The organism is Nonomuraea zeae, from assembly GCF_005889725.1.
Lineage (GTDB): Bacteria > Actinomycetota > Actinomycetes > Streptosporangiales > Streptosporangiaceae > Nonomuraea > Nonomuraea zeae.
Map to the genome: position 1 here is coordinate 12,552 of NZ_VCKX01000128.1, position 20,214 is coordinate 32,765.

Consider the following 20,214-nt stretch of genomic DNA (forward strand, 5'->3'; position numbering starts at 1 on the left):
AAGGCGTTCGCCTCGTCTCCGCTTATAGAGACTCATCGCGCACCGCGTCAAGTCGGTATGGCGGGCGGGCCGGTCCACCTGGCCGCCGCCGTCACCACCGTCCCACCCCGCGCCGCCGAGTACTCGTTCCGAGTAAATACGCAGACCACCCATTAAACGACAAATGTCATCCTTCGTTAAGAAAACGTCACATCCGCTGCATCAAGGTTGTTCTTGAAATTTCCCCCGGTTTCCATGATTTTTCATCACATAGTCTGGAGACTATGGAGATACGGCTTCTCGGCCCATTCGTCATCACAGCTGGTGGCCAGGACCATGTCCTGCGACGGGCCTTGCGTACTACTCTTTTCGCCTGCTTGCTCCTGAAAGCCGGACAACATGTCGCGATGGAGGACCTTACGGAGGAGATCTGGGGGGACACCGACCGCGACCGGGGCAGGAACGGACTGCACGCGCACATTATGCGGTTACGCAGGGACCTGCAGAGTTGGGACGACGGCGCAGGTCCGCACATTGAGTCCCGTTACCCCGGTTATACGCTGCACCTCGGCGAGGCGGATTTCGACGTCCAGCGCTTCCGCAGGCTCCACACCGCATTCGAGTCCCAGCGCCACGTCGACAAGTTCGCCGCCATCCGCACCGGCCGCGCCGGCCTCGGCCTCTGGCGGGGCCGCGCCCTGGCCGGGCACGACGGGGGCCCGCTGACGTTGCAGTGCAGGACGCGGCTGGAGGCCGAGCGGCTGGGCCTGCTGCTGGCCACGATCGACCTGACGCTCGAGGTCGGCTGGCACGAGCTCGTCCTGTCCGAGCTCTACGAGCTGATCAGCAAGTATCCGCTGGAGGAGCGGTTCTGCCACCAGCTCATGACCGCCCTCTACCGCGCGGGCCGGCCGGCCGCCGCCATCCAGGCGTACGAGAAGGCCCGCACCGAACTGCGCAACCGGCTCGGGACATCGCCCAGCCCCGCCCTTGAGGCCCGCTTTCTGGCGATCCTGCGGCACGACCCCCTGCTGGCGGCACCGTCGAACACTCCGTCCCGTCTGTAGAGAATATGTAGACGCATTCGAAATCAAAAGGCCGGCGGCGGCGGCCGTTATGCGTTCTCCATGACGCCGGGAAATGCCGCGCAATATCGGCGAACGAGAACGTACGCCCGGCATTTCACCAGTGAGCGCCACTTACCGAGACGCCGGTAATCCAGTGGGACTTGGGCCGGACTCACACCGGCCCGCTCACAAAGGCCGGCCCGGCGCCGACACCGGCGAGTTCATCTCCCGGGTCGAAAGGCCACCACCGAGCCCCGATCACCTGCACGGGCCCCCGGCACGCCCAGACTCGAGCCGGACGCCGGCCCGCACACCCACCCCGGCCGAATCGCCGATCCGGGCGAACGGCCCGCCCGTGTACATCCAGCACACCTGGGCAGGCGACCTGATCAGCCCGGACGGCGCAGAACCCCCTGCGACCAGGGCAATCAGGGCACCCCTCACAACTGGGAAAGGGCTCGACTGAGGGCGCATCGTCCACCAGACTCCAATGCGACAGTCCGACGGTGATCGAGGTCTCCACCATCGCCATGACCGCCGACTCCCGGCGATCTCGAAGGAGTGCCTCGAGGGCCCGCTCGACGTCCCGGAAGGAGATCTCCATGGATGCGAAGCTCCGGCCCGTTCACGAAGCCGACATACCGGTCCTCGAAGCCGGAGCCTCCACGCCCGAGGGCCTGGGCGATCTCCAGTGGTTCGGGTTCCGCACTTTCCACAGGATGCGCGAACGGGTGGCGCAGGATGGCTGTCTCGGACCCGACGACGGCGCTCTCGTCGTCGAGTCGGCCGGGGCGATCGCCGGATGGGTGACCTGGTCCAAACACGCCTGGGGGCCGGAGGCGACCTCCTGGAACTGGACCATCGGCATCATTCTCTTTCCCGAGTTCCGCGGCAGGGGCATCGGGACCGCCGCCCAGAAAGAGCTGATCGAGTATTTGTTCGCCCACACCCGCGTGGAGCGCATTCAAGCCTCGACGGACGTGCGCAACCTGGCCGAGCAGCGTGCGCTGGAAAAGGCCGGATTTCAGCAGGAGGGCACCCTGCGAAGAGCGCAGTGGCGCATGGGGAAATGGCACGACCAGGTTCTCTACGCGGTGCTGCGGGAAGAGACCGGCCTGGACGGCATGCTGTAGGGCCCGCCGCCTTTGTCAGCGGTGACCTCTTCAGCACGCGGACGGGGCAACCCTCACAGTCCGGGTGCCGCGAGCAGCGCACCGATCGCCGCGCTCAGCAGCAGGGTCGCGCCCATGATCGGACCTGCCGCCCGGCTGCTCGATGTGGTCGTGCCGCGCAGGCGCGGTGCCACCACACCCAGCGCGACCAGCTGGACGACGCCTACGACGGCCACGCCGATGTCGTGGAGCAGCAGCGCCAAGGGCAGGAAATGCGCCGCCACGACGACCGCGACCCACCACGCCATCCACTGGTTCTTGCCGCGCCTGGCCAGCAGGAAGCACCCGGCTCCCGCCGCGACCGCCTCCGCCGCGACCAGGACGCCGAACCAGGCGTACTTTCCTTCCAGCGCGCTCGGCTGGTCCCAGTTCGTGGCGGTCAGCACCCCGAAAGCCACCGCTAATCCGGCCCCCAGGACCGACCCCGCGCCGAGCCAGACCCGCCAGCTCTTGGGCGGGTCCTCCTGGGCCCAGCCGAACCACACGAAAGCCATCAGCCCGAACCACGCCGTGGTGAAGCACTGGTCGCGCAAGAACTCTGTCAGCATCGGCGCTCATTTCACGTAGGCCGGTGGTCGGAGTAAGAAGCAGGACGTTCAGCTCTCGGCCGCTCCCACGGGAATGCCGGCCGCTACGCCGCCGCTTTCGGGCCGGCCCTTGCCGCCCAGGCCACCTCCTGGGCGTCGATCTCGGGCACCGTCACACCCTATGGCCCGGACGATTTCCGGCTCAACGCCAGAGTGGTCCTCCATGAGGCCGGTTCCGGGCAACCGTACGCCTTCGCCCACCTCCAGCCTGGCGGCACCTGCTTCATCTTGGAGCTCCCTCCGGGCGATCGAGGTATATCCCCGAGCTCACTCGACGCACCGCCTCCCCCGGACTCCCCGTCCTCGACCCGGCCGGGCACGCCTGGGCCGAGGTGCGCATGCCCTCCAGCGCCGCCCTGCCTGCGCGCGAAGGTACGCGACGCGCCGACCTGAGCACCTGGAGACGCTCGCTCTGCTGGTCGTGCCCACTGCCGGGACGCCCGGCATCCAGCGGCCCGGCCACCACCGCGGCACGGGAAGCCAGTACGCCGCCCACCGGGTGACGACGGCGGCGCGTACGCCTCCATCCTGCCGATGGCCCCCCTCCGCCGGCACCGCCCACCTGGCTGGGCAGCGACCGCCCGGACGGGGACGGAAGCTACCCGATCACCGGCGACGGCTCGCCCCACACCCACCGCCGCGGCGCCCAAGCGCTCACCCCGCGCACCGGCGACTACATGTGGGTGGGCGACCACATGTGGGCGAGCGACCACCCGTGGGCGGGTGTGGGCGAGCCGAGCGCAGCGGCCGCGGTCAGCCCATGTGCTTGGCGATCTCCGCCAGCTCCGCCTGCTGCCCGCTGCGGATCTTGCCGGCCAGCTCCAGCGTGGGGCCGTGCTTGCCGGCCTTGCTGACGGCCTCAGCCATGTGTACGCCGTGCTCCAGATGCCCCGCCAGCGCCTTCAGCCACTGGCGGTCGAAGTCGGGCCCCTTCGGCAGGTCGGCGCCCATCGTCTCGGCAGGCGGCACGGGCACCGGCTCCTGCCAGGACTGCAGCCATGACGACATCATCGTGATGTCGGCCTGCTCCTCGGCGATGAGCTTCTTGCTCAGCTCGCGGACGTAGGAGGTGGTGCCGCGATCTGCGCCCACCTCGGCCAGCTGGATCGTCTGCTCGTGGTGGGTGATCATGTCCTTGCTGAAGGTCACGTCGGCTTCGACATGGCCTGCATTCGTTGCCGCAGCCGCCGAGCAGCCGGCTGACAGCAGCAGGCCGAGCAACACCGTGATCGCCGTTCTCCAACGCATACCTGAGATACGCGGGCTGTCAGGGCGCGGTTCGGCCGTTTACTCTTTCGGTCTTCTCCGATTCATCTGTGCGCCGTACCCCGTGACGGCCCCCGTGCTCTGGCACGATGGCGGGATGCTGGCCGGCCGTCCCGTCATCCGCGCGCTGCGCGCGGGGGCGTTCACGGCTGTCTGCCTGCTGGCCTCCGCCGGCCTGCACCTGCTCGTGGGCGGCGCCGCCGTACGCCCCGGTGATCTCTTCGTGGCGACCGCGGCGATGGGGGTTTCCGCCTACGCTCTGGGCGGGCGCCGGCGCGGCTGGCCCGAGCTGCTGGCCCTGTGCGCCGCGTCCCAGTACGCCCTGCACCAGCTGTTCACGACCCCGAGCCTCATAGACCTCCCCCTGGCGAAAAGCCCTGTGGCGAGCCCGGCGGCGAGCCTTTCAACAAGCCTTTCAACGAATTCTTCAACGAGCCTTTCAGCGAGCCACGAGCACGGTGGCGGACCGGCCATGCTGTTGGTGCACGTCGCCGTGGCCCTGGCCGCCAGCTGGTGGCTGGCCCGCGGCGAGCTCGCTTTGGCGACGCTGCTGCACCTGAACGCCACCTGCCTGACCGGCCTGCGAAGCCTCGTCGCGGCGGCGATCACCGTTCTGGCGCTCTTCGAGGTCTCCGCACCCGCGTCGTCCGCGCCGAGCCGGCACCGGCCCGTCTGCCGCGTTCCGGCCCTGCTGGCCCAGGTCCTGACCCGCCGCGGGCCTCCCGCAACCCCGGCCCGCGGCTGACCAACGCGCGCCACGCCCGGTCCCGGCCCGCAGCCGACCGACACGGGCCTGCCCGGGTCCCGGCCCGCAGCCGACCGACACGGGCCTGCCCTGGTCCCGGCCCACAGCCGACCGACGCCGCCGGGCCCGCCACCTGCCCGATCCGGCGCCTGCTGCCCAGCAGGTGCCGCAGACCTGTCCCGGCCTGCCGCCGGGTCCTTCACCGAACTCCGGAGTCATCCGTGCACGTCTTCGTTCGCCGTGCCGTCACCACGATCGCCGGCACCGCGCTCCTGCTCCTGCACACCGCCCCGGCCGCCCTGGCCCACGACCGGCTCAAAGCCAGCTCACCCGCTGACCACGCCAAGGTGAAGCACGTGGCGACCATCGAGCTCGAATTCACCGCCGACATGCGCCTGCCCACCATCGTGCTCGACGGCCCAGGCGGCAAGCCGGTCCCGCTCGGCAAGCCGCGCGTCCAGGGCAGGAAGGTCTCCGTCCGGCCCGCCGAGGAGCTCCGGCAGGGCCACCACCGCATCGCCTGGCGGGTCGTCTCCTCCGACGGCCATCCCATCCAGGGCGAGATCGCCTTCACCGTCACCGAGCCGCCCGCCACCACCTCCACGCCAACGCCCACATCCACGTCCACATCCTCGCCGAGCCCGGCCACCGTCGAACCGGCGAGCCCCGCCGCCTCGCCGCCTTCTCCGGCAGCGGCGGCGCCCGTCTCCACCGAGCAGGACCCGGGCTCGGGCTCGGGCATGCCCGGCTGGCTGTGGGCCGCGCTAGCGCTGATGGTCGCCGCCGGAGCCGCCGTGCTGGTGCTCGGCCGCCGTAAAGAGTCCACCACCACCGAATGACGTCGAACCACCGTAGGGAGAAAACCATGATCACCAGCACGTACGTCGTCCAGGGCATGAACTGCCAGCACTGCGTGAACTCGATCACCGAGACCGTGGGAGAGCTCTCCGGGGTGACCGGCGTCCTCGTCGACCTGCCCACGGGCACGATGAACGTGACCAGTCCGTCACCGGTGGACGCCGACACGATCCGGCAAGCCGTCGAGGAGGCGGGCTTCCAGGTGGCCTGATCCGCGCACGCCGTCCTCTGCCTGGCCGATGAACGACACTCCAACGCCGCGCCAGGAAACATAGTGGTTGCGGTGGTTCGGCGGCGTAGGCGAGACTCGTCGGCAATCGTCAGGTGGGGCGGAGGGGACCATGAGCACCGCTGGCAAGGGCAACGCCTATCTGGAGCAGGTCGTCGCACAGCAGGCGGTGCTGGAGGACGATCTCCGGGCGCGCCGCGCCGCCCCCGGAGACTCCATGCCGCCGGCGAGTCCGATGGTCAAGCGCGAGCGGGCTCTCGGCGGCCCGGCGCCCGACAGGCGGGGGCCGGGCCCGGTGGACGTGCGGATCACCGGCTTCTGGCGCTGGAAGAACGTGCTGGTCCCGCCGAACGCCTTCGTGGTACACACTCGCCGCGGCCGGGAAAAGCCCCTCCACATCGGCCTGGGCGTGTCGTTCCGCTTCAACCCGTCCACCGACTCGTTCCTGGTGGTCCCCGGGGCCACCCAGACGATCCTGATCAACGCGTACTGCATCTGCCGCGAGCTGCAGGGCGTGCTGGTGCAGGGCTACGTGCAGTGGGGGATCCAGACCTTCCCGGTCGCGTACCGGAAGCTGGACTTCGGCGACCCCGAGGACCCGATGCGGCTCGTCAACCTCCAGCTGCGCGAGCAGGCCGAGGCGGCGATCAAGGACAAGGTCGCCACCATGGGCGTGCGCGACGTGCTCAGCGACAAGCAGCCCATCATCGAGGAGCTGACGGCCCGGCTGCGTGCGGTGGCCGAGGGCGAGGACAACAGCGACCAGGGGCTCGGTCTGCGGATCGTCACCGTCCAGATCAAGGAGGCCGTGGTCAGCTCGTCGCGGCTCTGGGAGAACCTGCAGAAGCCCTACCGGGCCGAGCAGGGGCAGATCGCCCGGCTGGCCGAGCTACAGTCCGAAGAGGCCGTCGCCCAGCGCGAGATGGCGGCCGAGCGGGTCAAGGAGACGCAGCGGCTGGAGTACGAGCGGGAGCTCGCGGAGCTGCGCGCCCGTAACGAGGCCTGGCAGTTCGACACCGAGGTCGCCGAGCGACTGCGGCGCACCCAGCGCAAGCACGACGACAGCAGGGCGGTGGCGGAGCTGGAGACCGAGACCACCCGGCACGCCCTGCGGATGGAGCGCGAACGGCACGCCGAGGAGGCCGAGACCGGCAGGCTCAGGGTCGAGCGGGAGCAGGAGCTCAAGCGCCTGGAGCTGGAGGGCGAGCTGCGGCTGGCGCAGGCCCAGGTGCTGGCCGACCACGAGCGGGCGCTGCTCGACGTGGAGCGTACGCGGCTGCGGGCCGACATCGACAACCAGCAGACGCCGGCCAGCCTGCAGGCCAAGCTGATCAGCCTGCTGCCCGAGATCATGGCGAAGCTCCCCAAGCCGGAAGAGCTTCGCGTGGTCTCGATCAACGGCAACGACCGGACGACCGTCTCGGGCCTGCTGTCCGAGCTCGCCATCGTGGTCGGCGTCCTGCGCTCGGCCATCGACGGCGAAGCACCGCGCCCCTGACCGGCCGGGCAGCCCGTCAGCGGCGGGCCATCGGTACGGGTTCGTGTGGCTGAGCGGTTTTCCGGCCTCGGGGCACTTTGCTGAGCATCAACCAAGTGGACGAAGCGCATCACGGCCCTCCGGCGTCGCGTGCACCTCGTCGCCCCGCCAGATGCCGCCCTCGATCGTCGCCAAGTCAGGGAAGTCCCACACCACCTCCCGACCCGACTTGCCCAACACCCGCACGCCATGCCGACGCGCCCACTGCCGAATCGTCACCGCCTCCCGGCCAAGACGGACAGCAGCAGTCTTCGCCGTCGCAGGAGACACCAACACACCCGAACAGCGGAAAGCCCTCGAACCATGATCGGTCCGAAGGCACACGTCTCTCCGTCGCCCGGAAGTGCGACACAGCCTCACGCTCGGCACAGCCGACAGCGCCACCGCAATCGGCGATGCATTCTCAGGCCCAGTCACCATGTGGACCACGCCGGCCGCGTCCGGCCGAGTCTGTCCGAGTCCGTCCGCAGCTCTGCTGGACACCTTTGCCGCCCGGCTTTGCTGGCGCTTGAAGTCGTGGCACCGGATGCAGCAACCGGTGCATTACGAAGAAGGAGTCATTCATGAACATCCGCCGGCGGCTCATCACCACCACCATCGCCGCAAGCATCCTGTCCTGCACAGCGGCTGCCGCACCCACCGCCCAAGCGTCCGCTTCCGCCGCGCGGGTGTCACCCGTCGAGTGCCATCTCCAGGGCTGGGAAACCGTCAGGTGGGCACGGTATCTGACCGGCTGGCTCTGCCTGCTCAAGCTGCCAGACGGCTCAGACGTCTATTCGGGATGGGTATTCGGAGCTCCCGAAGGCACCGAGGTGTACCTCGAATGGCCTCATTCCGGTGGACGAGGACTACCCAGCTATGTCGAGCCAGGAAGAACCGCCGCTCAAACCCGTTCCGAGACCAGGAGAGGCAGACCCATATGCGCGTGCGCCGAGACCAAGAATCCCCCCGGATACCTATGCACAGACTTGCTTTGAGCTAGGAGCCCATTATCGCAACGCGGGCGGGCACCGCCGCATACGTCATCACACCGCGCGCCCTCCGCAAGATCGGCAGCGATCTTCTCGAACTCGCCCTGCGCCAGCCCGTCCGTCCGTCCGTCAGCATCACCGCGGCGGGGTGCGACGCTGAGCTGGTTTGTCGGCCGCCAGCTCGGCGGCTCAGTTGCCCATGATGAGCGTCGCGACCAGGGCCGGACCGAGGCGCGGCAGCACCGCCGCTCCACCCACCGCCTGGCGTCAGGGGTTGGCGTACATCTGGACGAGGACCCGGTCGAAGCGCAGCTCGGCGAGGTCCTGCCGGGGCATCGTCCAGTACACCGTGGCCATCGGCAAGCCCTCCCACTGCGCGAGGAGCACCCAGTCCTCAGGCCCCGGCGCATCCGGAGCTCCATCCCCGTCCTCCAGCCCGGCGGCGGACCCGCGGACAGGATCTCCCCAGCCCTCGTGATCCGCCGCGTTCCCACCGATCTGCAGCGGCACGTGCCCGGTCGGCCGGATCTCGGCCGCGGCCTCGTCCCACGCGCGGGCCAGGTCCGATCGGAAATGCAGGTCGTGGTACCCGCTGTGGAGAGGGAGGGACACCGCGCACGCCAGCCGCAGCTCACCGCGGCCGCGCAGGTCCTCGTCCAGATCCTCGGGCGAGTCGTACTCGTACGGTTCGTAGTCGAGGTCCTGCCGGCGTTCTTCGACGGGGGTTCCGGCCGGGAGGTGGACCGCGCTGCCGGCGAGCTCCACCTCCAGTGCCAGCTCGGGTACTGCGAACAGCAGCAGGTGACCGTCGGACGGCAGGGGCAGGCCGGTCGCCCCTTCCGGGATCGCGGCCAGATCGATGGTCGCGATGAGCTGATGGGCGACGGGGTCCTCCGGATCCGAGGTTCCGGGCACGGGCATGCCGGGCGGCAGCATCAACGGGCCGCCGAACCGGCCGGCGACCGGGCCGTCCGCCTCCGGGTACAACATCGCGCTGCGGCGGGCGGTGCGCAGCCATCGCTCGACGTTCTCGGACGGCAGACCTCGCTCGGCCGCCGTCGCGCGAAAACGGTCGAGCCTGTCGCGCAGGTCCTCGGGCAGCGTGTCCCGCGCCTCGTCCGCGCCCTGTGTCGTGCGCTCCGGCACATTCTCTCCCTGCCGTCGTTGGACGCTCATGACCTCAGGGAAGTTACCGCAAACATGGCGGGCGAAAGCCGGCTCGGCGGCTCCATGGAGAGCGGCGACGATCTCGGCCTGGGTGCGTCGAAGTCGCGGAGCCGTACGGGGAAGCACACCGCGCCGATGCAACCGTCCAAAGATTCACAGGTGGACAAACCCGAATTTCTCAGTACTGGTTCATCTTGGCGTCCATGGCCAGCCCCGCGTCGATCACTTTCGCGGGCACGCCCTTGAGGCCCAGGTGGTCCTTGGCGATCCGGCCGAGCGTGGGCAGGCTCTTGCGCTCCGGCCAGGTCTCCGGGTTCCACAGGGACGAGCGCAGGAACGCCTTCGCGCAGTGCATGTACAGCTCTTCGACGTCGATGAGGACCGCCAGCCGGGGCCGCTTGCCCTGGACCGTCAGGTCGTCGAAGAACGGCGCGTCCGACACGAGGGTCGCGCGGCCGTTCACCCGCAGGGTCTCGTTCATCCCCGGCACGATGAACAGCAGCCCCGCGCGGGGGTTGTCCAGCAGGTTGCGGAGGCTGTCGAGGCGCTGGTTCCCCGGCCGGTCGGCGAGCACCAGCCGGTGGTCGTCGAGGACCAGCACCGATCCGGCGGGATCGCCCCGGGGAGAGACGTCCAGGACCCCGTCGGAGTTCGCGGTCGCCAGGAGCACGAAGGGCGAGTGCGCGATGATCGTGCGCGCGTGCTCGTCGATCCGCGCGATGTCCTTGTCCCAGATGGTCTGCGGCGGCTCTTTCACGATCTCCCGGAGTTGGGCCTCGGTCGTCACCGTACGGATCTCAGAAGGGTTCACTCGACTAAGGTAAGCCTAACTACCCGGGATCTCCATACAGAGCCCCCCGCCGGAAGGGCCGCTCGGATCCACCGACTGGGAGTGGCGGGAGCAGGCCATCAGCAACCTGCTCGCCGGCCACCACGAGGGCGCGCTGTTCGTGGCCGGCTGCAAATCCGATCAGGGTGGCTTCTACCCCCGAGCCACACCGTGAGCGGTCATGAGCCCCGCCCCGGACCTGGAGGGGCCGGTTAGAGCAGCTGGAGCAGGGCCACGATCACCGAGGTGAGCGCGACCGGCCCCATCACCGCCACCGTCACCACGGTCGCGCTGCGCCCGGGCAGGAGGCGGGCAAGGAGGCCCGAGGCCATCCGCCGCGCCGCGCCCGCGCCGGGCAGCACGAACAGGCCCAGCGTGAACGCGCCCGCGGCCAGGGACTCCGCGTGGCTGGTACTCAAGCGGCCGGCCACGTGCAGGGCGGTCGCGGCGGCGATGCCGAACGCCAGCGACAGCAGCAGGTGCCCCACCGCCACGAGCGCGGCCCTGGACAGCGTCGGCCGGGACTCGGCGAAGTAGTGGTCGGCGGCGCGCAACCCCAGCGAGAGCGCCGCCGCCACCAGTCCCACGATCACCGGCATGAGGACGGTCAGCGCCACCAGCGTCACGAGCATCAGCACTCCGACGAACCCGCTGCCGTGCAGGAACCGGCGGAGGTCGAAGGGCTGAGCGGGGGGCGGCGGCGGGCGGTGCTCCGCCGGCCGGTCGGCGTGCAGGGTCGGCGCGTGCGGCGGCTGGTCCGCGCTCCTCGGCGCGTATTCGACCGGTGGGAGCAGGTCGGAGACGATGTCCATGGTCAGCGTGCGCTCGGAGAGCCGCGTGGCCTTACGGGGGCGGCCCGCCGGGTCGAGCGCCTCGGCCAGCCGCAGCAGCTCCCGCGCGCCGGGCCGGGCCGCCGGATCGACCTGCAGCGCCCCGCTCAGCCAGCCTTGCAGCCACGCCGGCGCCTTGTCGATGTGGGCCCGCCCCTCCAGGGTGTTGAAGCAGACCGCCTCGAACGTCCCCGTCCCGAACGGCGGCATCCCCGTGGCGGCGAAGAACACCGTCGAGGCCAGCGCGTGCACGTCGGCCGCCTGGGTGATCAGCGAGCCCCGGATGATCTCCGGCGCCAGGTAGCCCGGCGTGCCGACGAACATCCCGCTCTGCGTCAGCCGGGACGCGTCCACCAGATGCGCGATGCCGAAGTCGATGACCAGCGGCGCGCCGCCGACCAGCATGACGTTGGACGGCTTGAGGTCGCGATGGATCACGCCGGCCGCGTGCACGTCCACCAGCGCCTGGCACAACCCCCGGGCGAGCTCGATGACCTCGCGCGCCTCCAGCGGGCCCTCGGACAGCACGGTGTCCTCCAGCGTCCGGCCCGCGGCGAACCGGGTCACCACGTAGGGCCTGCCACCGGTCAGCTCGGCGTCGATCACCTCGGCCACGTAGCGGCTGCGCACCCGCCGCATGGTCTCCACCTCGCGCAGCAGCCGGTCGCGCGCCTTCAGGTCGGCGGCCACGTGCGGGTGCAGCACCTTGACCGCGACCTCGCGGCCGGCGCCGTCGAGCCCCAGGTGGACGACCCCCATGCCCCCCTCGCCGATCTTGCCGATCAACCGGTACGGGCCCAGATGCTCCTGCGTCTGAGTGCTCATCCCCGACGTCATCCTCCGAATTCCCCCGTCATGCCATGTCGGCCCGGGACATTCTTCCGCAGTGCTCCCCCGAGTTGCACAGTAAGCGAAGATCGGGGCAAGCGCGGCGCTCCGCACCGGCCTCTTATGGGTCAGCCGGGCGGCTCGGCCGGCTCCGTCGGCAGCGGGGGCTGGATCTGCCGCCCGACGAGCCCGCTGATCCGGAGCCCGTCCCGGTCGATCTGGACGACCGCCGAGAGCAGCGGCATGCCCGGGGAGGCCGCGGAGTCCAGCTTGATGACCGCCTCGGCCGCCGAGGCCCGGCCGTCCCCCACGAAGACGACCTCGCCGGTGAGCGTGGCCACGTGCAGGAGGACCTCGCCGGCGGGGCCGGGCCGGGTCAGCGCGACGTAGTGGGGCACGAACGTGCCGGGCTCGTGGCCCTCGCTCAGCAGGAACGCCGCGAGGAACGGCTGGGCCGCCAGCAGGCCGAGCTGCCCGGGGCCCGTGAGCGCGACGGGCACGGCCACCTCCATGAGCCCGCGCCCGCACTCGATCTCGTGGACGGCGTATTCGTGCGGCAGCACGGACGGGAACACCTCGCGCACGCTGAGCAGCACCCTCTCGCGCACGGGGAAGCCGAGGAGCCGGCTCTTGAACTCCAGCGCGCCCGCGGCGTCGTGCAGCGGCCGGCGCTCCACCGGCGGCGGGCCGAGGTCCACGCCCTGCAGCCGGAAGCGGTGCACGATCAGCGTGCGGGCGAAGGCCGCGCGTACGCGCAGCACCCCGTCGGGGGCCGCCTGCTGGATCTCGGTCACCAGGCCCAGCTGCTCGCTTCCGCCCAGCCGGCCGAGCAGGGTGACGGCTCGGGCGGCGATCATCTCCTCCAGCTGCGGCTGCTGGAGCACCCGCCGGGCCTCGGCGACGGCCGTCTCCGCGCCCAGCTGCGTCAGGGACAGCACGGCGAGGGCGCGGACCTGCGGCGGCAGCTTCCGGTCCGCCAGCGCCTCGCGCAGGATGCCGAGGTGCCGATCCGGGTCGAGGCCGAGGCTCGGCAGCATGGCGAGCGCGGACGAGGGCGGCAGCTCGGGCACGTGCCCGGCGAGGGCCTTGGGGACGACGGCCGCGTTCCTGAGCCGCTCGGGGATCTCCAGGTCTGCCATGGCGCTCCTCAGGGTGATTTCTCGACGACGTGGTGGTGCCGCATCTCGACGGCCTGGGCCTCGCTCAGCTCGAAGCCCTTGGGCACGGTCTCGTACATCACGTTCGTGCTCGGGGACGCCATGTGTTCCAGGCCCAGATAATGGCCGAGCTCGTGGGCGAGGGTTTTGCCGGTGGCCTCCGGCGTCAGCACGACGACCACCCCTATTTGCTGGCCCGGAATTGCCGGAAAGCACCGGCCGCAGACCGGTGAACTGCCCACCGTTCCGCCCGCGTAAGCCTTGACGACGAATACGTCGATGCCCGGCAGGAGGGTGGCGAATTTAACGGTCAGGTCTTTCTCCTCGTCCGTGCCGCCGATGACGTCCATGCCGCCCGCGGCCTTCTCCCCGATGTTCCGGAACTCGCCGAGCACCAGCTCCAGGCCGCTCCCGGCGAATATGGCGGCCGCCTCCTTGACGGCCGCCAGCAATCGCGGCCCATCCTCATCAGTGAATGCCTCAGATCCCACGCGTATGATGTTGAGCCGGACCACCCGCATATCGACCCCTTTACCTTCGGCCGCCAGGCGTATTTTGCACTCGCCCGGACGCCCAGGGAACTGATAATGTCGGATTTCTCCATCCTGCGGGGCTGCCATTTCCGGTTTCCGTGAAGGGCTTGATGGCGATGGGGCCGCTTGTCGCTGGGGATCCACGGCGTCTGGGTGATTACCTGCTGGCCGGACGGCTGGGCGCCGGCGGGCAGGGCGTGGTGTACGACGCGTACGACGACGCCGGCCGCCGCGTCGCGATCAAGGTGGTGCGCGCGGATCTGCTGGAGCATCCGCAGCTGCGGGCGAGGTTCGCCAGGGAGGTCCTCGCGGCGGGCCGGGTGGCGCCGTTCTGCACCGCCCGCGTGATCGCCGCCGAGATGGACGGCGACCAGCCGTACGTCGTGAGCGAGCACATCGCGGGCCCCACGTTGCAGCAGGCCGTGGAGGAGCGCGGTGTCTACGGCCCGGGCGAGCTGCACCGGCTGGCCACCGGCATCGCCACGGCGCTGACCGCGATCCACGAGGCGGGAGTGGTGCACCGCGACCTCAAGCCGCACAACGTCATCCTGGGACCGGACGGGCCGCGGGTGATCGACTTCGGGGTGGCCCGGGTGGAGGGCGCGACCGTGACCGGGGACGGGCGGCCGATCGGGACGCCCGCGTACATGTCGCCCGAGCAGGTCAACGGCGAGGTCGCCGGGCAGGCGGCCGACGTGTGGGCGTGGGGCGGCGTCGTGCTGTTCGCGGCGACCGGGTCGCCTCCGTTCGGCAGCGGCCACGCGACCGCCGTCTACCACCGCGTCCTCACCACGAAGCCGGATCTGTCCCGGCTGGACGAGCCGCTGCGCGAGCTGGTGTCCGCGGCCATGGCGCGCGACCCGCTGCGCCGCCCGGCCGCCAGGGCGCTGCTGCTGCGCCTGGTCGGCGGCGGGGACGAGGCGGAGCCGCTGCTGCGGGCGGGCGTCAAGGCGGCCCGCGACGTCCTGACCCCGCAGGTACGGGCCGATCCGTCGCTGGGCGAGCTGGCCGAGGACGCCTACCGGCGGCTGGGCCCGGGGCTGCGGGCGCACGTGCCGCACATCCTGCTGCGCCTGGTGCTGCCCGGCGACGGCGCCGACGTCGCGCTGCGCCGGGTGCCCGTCGCGGACCTGCGCGGCGGAGAGGTGACCGAGGACGTGCTGGAGTCGGTGCTCGGCGCGTTCCGCGCGGCCGGCCTGGTGCTGCGCGAGGGCGACACGGTCACGCTGGTCAGCGCCGCCCTGATGCGGGCCTGGCCGCGGATGCGCGGGTGGGTGGAGCTGACCCGCGACGGCCTGCGCGTCCACGGCACGCTGCACGAGGCCGCCAGGGCGTGGGCGCTCAACGGCCGCGCGCCGGGCGACCTCTACCGCGGCAGCGCCCTGCGCGCGGCGCTGCACTGGCAGAGCGGAGACCGGTCCAGCCTGCTCACGCTCAACCCGCTGGAGCGGTCGTTCCTGGACGCCTCCGCCACGCAGGAGAGACGCCGGCAGCGGGCCCGCCGGCAGGTCAGGGCAGGAGTCGCGGTGCTGGCCGCCGCGCTGCTGGCCGTGGCGGTGATCGTCGTGCCGCGCTGGCAGGCGGAGGGCCGCCAGCGCGACGTGCTCGCCGCCAAGGAGACCGCCAGGCTGGCCGGGCTGCTGCGGCCGACCGCGCCGAAGGAGGCGATGCTGCTCAGCGTGGCCGCGTACCGGCTGGCCGGACAGGAGCCCGACGCCGTGGCGGCGCTGCGCGGCGCGCTCGCCCAGCGCGAGATCGACGTCGTGGCCCCGCCCGCGCCCGGCGGCGAGGTGCACGTCGGCCTGAGCGCGAACGGCCGGCGGCTCGTGGTGCGCGACGGCGTCGCGTCCGTCTGGGACGTGGCCGCGCGCGGGCCCGCCGGCGAGGTGCGGGGGCTGCCCCGCTCGATCACCGATGCCGCGCTGAGCCCTGACGGCGGGCGTCTCGCCGTCGCCACCCGCCGCTCGATCCGGCTCTGGAACGTCACGACCGGGCGGCCGGACGGGCCCGCCTTCCCCAACGGCGCCCTGGAGGTGGCCTTCAACGGCACGGGGACCGCGCTCGTCGCGCACGCGGCGGAACAGACGTGGCAGGTCTGGAACCTGGGCGGCCCGCTCGCCGCGCCGATGACCGCCACCGGCCTGGACCTGGACGGCATGAGCGTCTCACCGGACGGCCGCACGGCCGTCGCGCTGTACGAGAACGGCCGCTACCGGATCGAGACGCGCGACGGCCCGCCGCCGCAGGCGCTCCCGGCCAAGGGAGGCGCGGCGGCGTTCAGCCCGGACGGGCGCACGCTCGCCGTGAGCGACGGCACGGACGTGCGGTTCTGGGACCTGGCGGCAGGCCGGTGGCGCGCGGCCGTGCTCGGCGGCGCGGGCGCGCTCTCCGTCGCCTACGACCCCCGCGGCGACCACCTGGCCACCTACGACGGGACCGCGGTCAGCCTGTGGACCAAGGGCGGCCGGCGGCTGCTGCGCCACCCCCTCGGGAACGTCGAGGGCGACGTGCGTTTCGGCCCCGGCGGCGAGACCCTGCAGTGCCTGCTCGCCAGCGGCGCGGTGAGCGTGCTCGACGTCGGCGCGCTGACCCGTCCCGAGCCGATCGTGAAGCGCACGAGGGCCGCGGCGCTGAGCCCGGACGGCCGCTACGCCGCGCTCCAGGGCGCGACGACCGAGCTGGTCGAGGTGTCCTCGGGCCGCACGCTGAAACTCCTGCGCCGCACGCCCTCCCTGGACGCCGTGCTGGCCTTCAGCGCCGACGGCCGCCTGCTGGCCGGCGTCACCGGCACGTCCCGCGTGACCGTCTGGGAAGTGCCCGGCGGGAGCCGGGTGAGCACGCTGGACATCGGCGCGGACCAGGTCGCCGCCCTGGCCTTCCGCCCGTCCGACGGCGCCCTGGCCGTCGCGCCGATCACCCGGACCTGGCGGCCCCTGCAGCTGTGGAACCCGCGTACGGGGCAGCGCGTCGGCGAGGTGGACCACGCCGGCGGCCCCCGGCTGGCCTTCGACCCAAGAGGCACCTCGCTCGCCGTCGGCGGAGTGGAGACCAGCGCGCTGCTCGACCTGGCCGGCGGCCACCATCTGGAGCGGCCGTTCGGCGACGGGACGGACGGCGTGCTCGCCGTCGCCTACGGCCCAGGCGGCCGCACCGTCGCCACCGGATGGACCGCGACCGGCGTGGACCTGTGGGACAGCGCGGAAAGGAAGGTGACCAGGCACCTCCTCCCGCCCGCCGGGGCCGACCCCGACCAGTTCGACGTCGCCGCGTTCAGCCCCGACGGCCAGATCCTGGCCGCCGGCGGGTTCCTGGGCAAGGTGTGGATGTGGCGGACCGAGGACGGCCGCCTCCTCGGCGAGCCGGCGCCCGCCCACGCGGGTCCCGTCCTGGCCCTCGCCTTCGACCCCGACGGCCGCATGCTGCACAGCCTGGGCGCCGACGGCGCCCTGCACCACCACCCGGTCGACGCGGGACGCGCCGCGGCCGAGGTGTGCCGGCGCGCCGGCGGCACCCTGTCGCCGGACCGGTGGGCCGAGCGCATCCGCGGCGCGGCGTACCGGCCGGTCTGCTGAGCATCCAGGAAGGAGCGCCATGCCCGTTGAGAGCATCACGATCACTCCGGCCCGGCTCACCCTGCGGCGGGCCGCCAGGGACGCCGTCATCGACGTCCTGACCACGGCAGGCGGGCCCGTCACAGGCACGATCGACCCGCCGGGCCGCCGCCCGGTCCCGCTGACCTTCAAGCTCCAGGCCGACGGCCTGACCTGGCGGGCCACGCCCTCGTTCGACCTGAGCAGCCCGGCCGGGCTGTGGCGCGTGCGGGTCACCGAGGGCCGCGTCGCCACGAGCGCGGGGCTGCACGTCGTCGATCCCCGCCAGCGGGGGCGGGTCAGGTTCCAGGACCTCGCCGTCCAGCCGCAGCAGGTCGTCCAGGGGGACACGACGACGGTCACCGGACGGCTGGAGCTGCAGGACGCCAGGGGCGTGTGGCGGCCCTTCGGCGGCCAGCCGGTGATCATCTCGTTCCGCCGCAGAGGCCGCAGGCTGTGGCGGACGATCGGCTCCGCCGAGACCCGGCGGCGGGACGGCGGCTTCACCACGGAGGTCGGCATCGAGGGCAACGGACGCCTGCGTGCGGAGTTCCGCGGCTCGGGAGCGCCCGTCCTGACCGGCGAGGTCGATGTGATCATCATCGGGCTGGGCGGGAGCTTCCGCGTCCTCCGCCGCCCGCCCACCGCCGCGACCTTCAACGGCAAGGCCTGCCTGCTGCACGTCGTCACGGTGACCCACAAGCCGGACGGACTGCCGGCCGGCGGCGGTCGCGCCACGATCTGGGTGCGCAGCGGCGGGTGGCGGGTGGCCGAGCACCCCGGCGGGGGCACGGCCCGGGCCCCGGTCTCGAACGGCACAGCCAAGGTCCGCAGCACCCCCGGGGGCAGCTCGTGGAAGGCCGAGTACACCCCGCCCCGGTGATCGGGCCGCGGGCCGGCACCTCCGGGAACCCCGGCGGGCCCTTGCGCCGGGCACGTGCCTGAACTAGCGTCTGGACACATGTCCGGTGAATTGGTGACGGAGCCGACCCGCCGCCGGCTGTCCGACCGGCAGGCCGACACGGTGCGCCGCCTCACCGACGCGGCGGTCGAGGAGGTCCGGGCGACCGGCTTCGACAAGCTCACCGTGCGCAACGTGGCCCGCCGCGCCGGGGTGGCGCCGGCCACCGCGTACACGTACTTCACCTCCAAGAACCACCTCATCACCGAGGTGTTCTGGCGGCGGCTGGGCGCGCTCGCGCCGATCCAGCCCTCGCCCGGGCCGCCGCGCGAGCGGGTGATCGCGGTGCTGCGGGAGATCGCGCTGCTGGTCTCCGACGAGCCCGAGCTCGCCGCCGCCTGCACGACCGCGCTGCTCGGCACCGACCCCGACGTCCAGGAGCTGCGGCTGCGCATCGGCACGACCATCCACCACCGTCTGCTGGCCGCGCTGCGGCCCGGCGGCTCCGGGCGCCCGTCACCGGCGGAGACCCGCGTGCTCAACGCGCTGGAGTTCGCCTACGCGGGCGCCCTCGTCCACGCGGGCATGGGCTACAGCTCCTACGCCGAAATGGCCGACCGGCTCGCCGAGGTGGCCGAACTGCTCCTGTGAGGTGATCGCCGTGCCTGTCCCCAGCCCGTACGACATCTCCTACAACCCCTACGACTACGCGATCCACGAGGACCCGTACCCCGCCTACCGGCGGCTGCGCGACCGGGCGCCGCTCTACCGCGACGACGAGCTCGACTTCTGGGCGATCTCCCGGCACGCCGACGTGTCGGCCGCCTTCCGCGACCACGCGCGCTACTCCAGCGTCAACGGGGTCTCCCTCGATCCGAGCGCGTGGGGCCCGGCCGCGCACCGGACCATGTCGTTCCTGGCCATGGACCCGCCCGGGCACACCCGGATGCGCAATCTGGTGTCGAAGGGCTTCACGCCCCGCCGGGTGCGCGAGCTGGAGCACGACATCCTGCGGCTGACCCGCCGCCACCTCGGCCCGGCCGTGGCCGCGGGCGAGTTCGACGTGATCGCCGACTTCGCGGGCAGGCTCCCGATGGACGTCGTCTCCGAGATGATGGGCGTCCCGGAGGCCGACCGCGACGAGGTGCGCAGGCTCGCCGACCTCGTGGTGCACCGCGAGGAGGGCCTCAACGACGTCCCCCCGGCCGGCATGGAGGCCGCGCTCGTGCTGGCCGGCTACTACCAGGACCTGGTCGCCGAACGCCGCCGCCGGCCGGGCCCCGACCTCACCTCCGCGCTGCTGGCCGCCCAGGAGGGCCAGGACCGGATGAGCGACGAGGAGGTCATCGCCTTCCTGTTCCTCATGGTGGTGGCCGGCAACGAGACCACCACCAAGCTGCTCGCCAACGCCCTGTACTGGGGCTGGCGCCACCCGGAGCAGCTCGCCAAGCCGCTGGCCGACCCCGGCCTGGTGCCCGCGTGGGTCGAGGAGACGCTGCGGTACGACACCTCCAGCCAGATGATCGCGCGTACGGTCACCGAGGACACCGAGCTGCACGGCAGGCTCGTCCCTGCCGGGGCGCGGATGCTGCTGCTGATCGGGTCGGCCAACCGCGACGAGCGGGTGTTCGCCGGCCCCGACGTCTACGACCTGGACCGGGACACCACGCAGCTGATCAGCTTCGGCGGCGGCCGGCACTTCTGCCTCGGCGCCAACCTGGCCCGGCTGGAGGCGAGGCTGGCACTGACCGAGTTCGTCCGGCAGGTCCGGGCCTACGACGTCGACCCGGACCGGGCCGTACGCGTGCACTCGGTCAACGCTGTCTCTTATACACCTCTCCGAGCCCACGAGACCCTAAGACATCTCGTATGCCGTCTTCTTCTTGAAAAAAAAAAATCTATTAATATATTGTTTCATGGCATGTTACAGTTCGTAGTTTGTGTTTTGAATATGCTTTGTAACATGGA

Annotated in this window: 17 protein-coding genes; 10 read left to right on the forward strand and 7 right to left on the reverse strand. The window is 71.6% G+C overall.

Features of this window, described 5'->3' with window-relative positions; all coding sequences use genetic code 11:
• Positions 1-263: 263 nt before the first annotated feature.
• Both ETD85_RS33650 and ETD85_RS33655 read left to right on the forward strand, forming a co-directional pair.
• The gene (locus ETD85_RS33650) at positions 264-1,046 is read left to right on the forward strand and encodes an AfsR/SARP family transcriptional regulator (RefSeq protein WP_138693849.1); all 783 of its coding nucleotides are present in this window, start codon (positions 264-266) and stop codon (positions 1,044-1,046) included.
• Positions 1,047-1,552: 506 nt separating this feature from the next.
• A complete protein-coding gene (locus ETD85_RS33655; protein WP_240779607.1) occupies positions 1,553-2,179 on the forward strand; it encodes a GNAT family N-acetyltransferase in 627 nt (208 codons plus the stop codon).
• A 53-nt stretch (positions 2,180-2,232) separates the two neighbouring features.
• Here ETD85_RS33655 and ETD85_RS33660 read toward each other — a convergent pair whose 3' ends face one another.
• Entirely contained in the window at positions 2,233-2,766 is a 534-nt protein-coding gene (locus ETD85_RS33660; RefSeq protein ID WP_138693851.1) for a hypothetical protein, read from the reverse strand.
• A 792-nt stretch (positions 2,767-3,558) separates the two neighbouring features.
• Positions 3,559-3,954, reverse strand: a complete 396-nt coding sequence (locus ETD85_RS33665) for a DUF305 domain-containing protein (RefSeq protein WP_170246972.1) — start codon at positions 3,952-3,954, stop codon at positions 3,559-3,561.
• Between ETD85_RS33665 and ETD85_RS63470 the strand changes: the two genes are divergently transcribed.
• The 4 genes from ETD85_RS63470 (at position 3,935) to ETD85_RS33680 (ending at position 7,401) form a co-directional block, all read left to right on the forward strand.
• Positions 3,935-4,816, forward strand: coding sequence for a hypothetical protein (locus ETD85_RS63470; RefSeq protein WP_170246973.1), 882 nt, complete (start codon positions 3,935-3,937; stop codon positions 4,814-4,816). The two genes, ETD85_RS33665 and ETD85_RS63470, sit on opposite strands and share 20 nt — an antisense overlap.
• Before the next feature lie 221 nt (positions 4,817-5,037).
• Positions 5,038-5,655 carry a copper resistance CopC family protein gene (locus ETD85_RS63475; protein WP_170246974.1) on the forward strand — a complete coding sequence of 206 codons (618 nt, stop codon included), beginning with the start codon at positions 5,038-5,040 and terminating at the stop codon, positions 5,653-5,655.
• Positions 5,656-5,681: 26 nt separating this feature from the next.
• Positions 5,682-5,885, forward strand: a complete 204-nt coding sequence (locus ETD85_RS33675; protein WP_138693854.1) for a heavy-metal-associated domain-containing protein — start codon at positions 5,682-5,684, stop codon at positions 5,883-5,885.
• 130 nt (positions 5,886-6,015) lie between these two features.
• Entirely contained in the window at positions 6,016-7,401 is a 1,386-nt protein-coding gene (locus tag ETD85_RS33680) for an SPFH domain-containing protein (protein WP_138693855.1), read from the forward strand.
• Between the two features lie 1,277 nt (positions 7,402-8,678).
• Here the strand turns inward: ETD85_RS33680 and ETD85_RS33685 are convergent.
• The 5 genes from ETD85_RS33685 to ETD85_RS33705 form a co-directional block, all read right to left on the reverse strand.
• On the reverse strand, positions 8,679-9,557 hold the full coding sequence (locus tag ETD85_RS33685) for a YwqG family protein (protein ID WP_206058888.1): 879 nt from the start codon (positions 9,555-9,557) through the stop codon (positions 8,679-8,681).
• 199 nt (positions 9,558-9,756) lie between these two features.
• Positions 9,757-10,389 carry a pyridoxamine 5'-phosphate oxidase family protein gene (locus tag ETD85_RS33690; RefSeq protein ID WP_138693857.1) on the reverse strand — a complete coding sequence of 211 codons (633 nt, stop codon included), beginning with the start codon at positions 10,387-10,389 and terminating at the stop codon, positions 9,757-9,759.
• Positions 10,390-10,619: 230 nt separating this feature from the next.
• The gene (locus ETD85_RS33695) at positions 10,620-12,062 is read right to left on the reverse strand and encodes a serine/threonine-protein kinase (protein ID WP_138693858.1); all 1,443 of its coding nucleotides are present in this window, start codon (positions 12,060-12,062) and stop codon (positions 10,620-10,622) included.
• A gap of 131 nt (positions 12,063-12,193) precedes the next feature.
• The gene (locus ETD85_RS33700) at positions 12,194-13,204 is read right to left on the reverse strand and encodes a HEAT repeat domain-containing protein (RefSeq protein WP_138693859.1); all 1,011 of its coding nucleotides are present in this window, start codon (positions 13,202-13,204) and stop codon (positions 12,194-12,196) included.
• An 8-nt stretch (positions 13,205-13,212) separates the two neighbouring features.
• Entirely contained in the window at positions 13,213-13,842 is a 630-nt protein-coding gene (locus ETD85_RS33705) for a M10 family metallopeptidase domain-containing protein (protein ID WP_138693860.1), read from the reverse strand.
• Between the two features lie 29 nt (positions 13,843-13,871).
• On the opposite strand from ETD85_RS33705, the gene ETD85_RS33710 reads away from it, so the two are divergent.
• The 4 genes from ETD85_RS33710 to ETD85_RS33725 all read left to right on the forward strand — a co-directional run.
• The gene (locus tag ETD85_RS33710) at positions 13,872-17,327 is read left to right on the forward strand and encodes a WD40 repeat domain-containing serine/threonine protein kinase (protein WP_170246975.1); all 3,456 of its coding nucleotides are present in this window, start codon (positions 13,872-13,874) and stop codon (positions 17,325-17,327) included.
• A gap of 19 nt (positions 17,328-17,346) precedes the next feature.
• A complete protein-coding gene (locus ETD85_RS33715) occupies positions 17,347-18,228 on the forward strand; it encodes a hypothetical protein (RefSeq protein ID WP_138693862.1) in 882 nt (293 codons plus the stop codon).
• 78 nt (positions 18,229-18,306) lie between these two features.
• A complete protein-coding gene (locus ETD85_RS33720; RefSeq protein ID WP_138693863.1) occupies positions 18,307-18,897 on the forward strand; it encodes a TetR/AcrR family transcriptional regulator in 591 nt (196 codons plus the stop codon).
• Positions 18,898-18,907: 10 nt separating this feature from the next.
• Positions 18,908-20,214 (forward strand): cytochrome P450 (locus tag ETD85_RS33725; protein ID WP_206058891.1); only part of this gene is annotated, 1,307 nt, incomplete at its 3' end.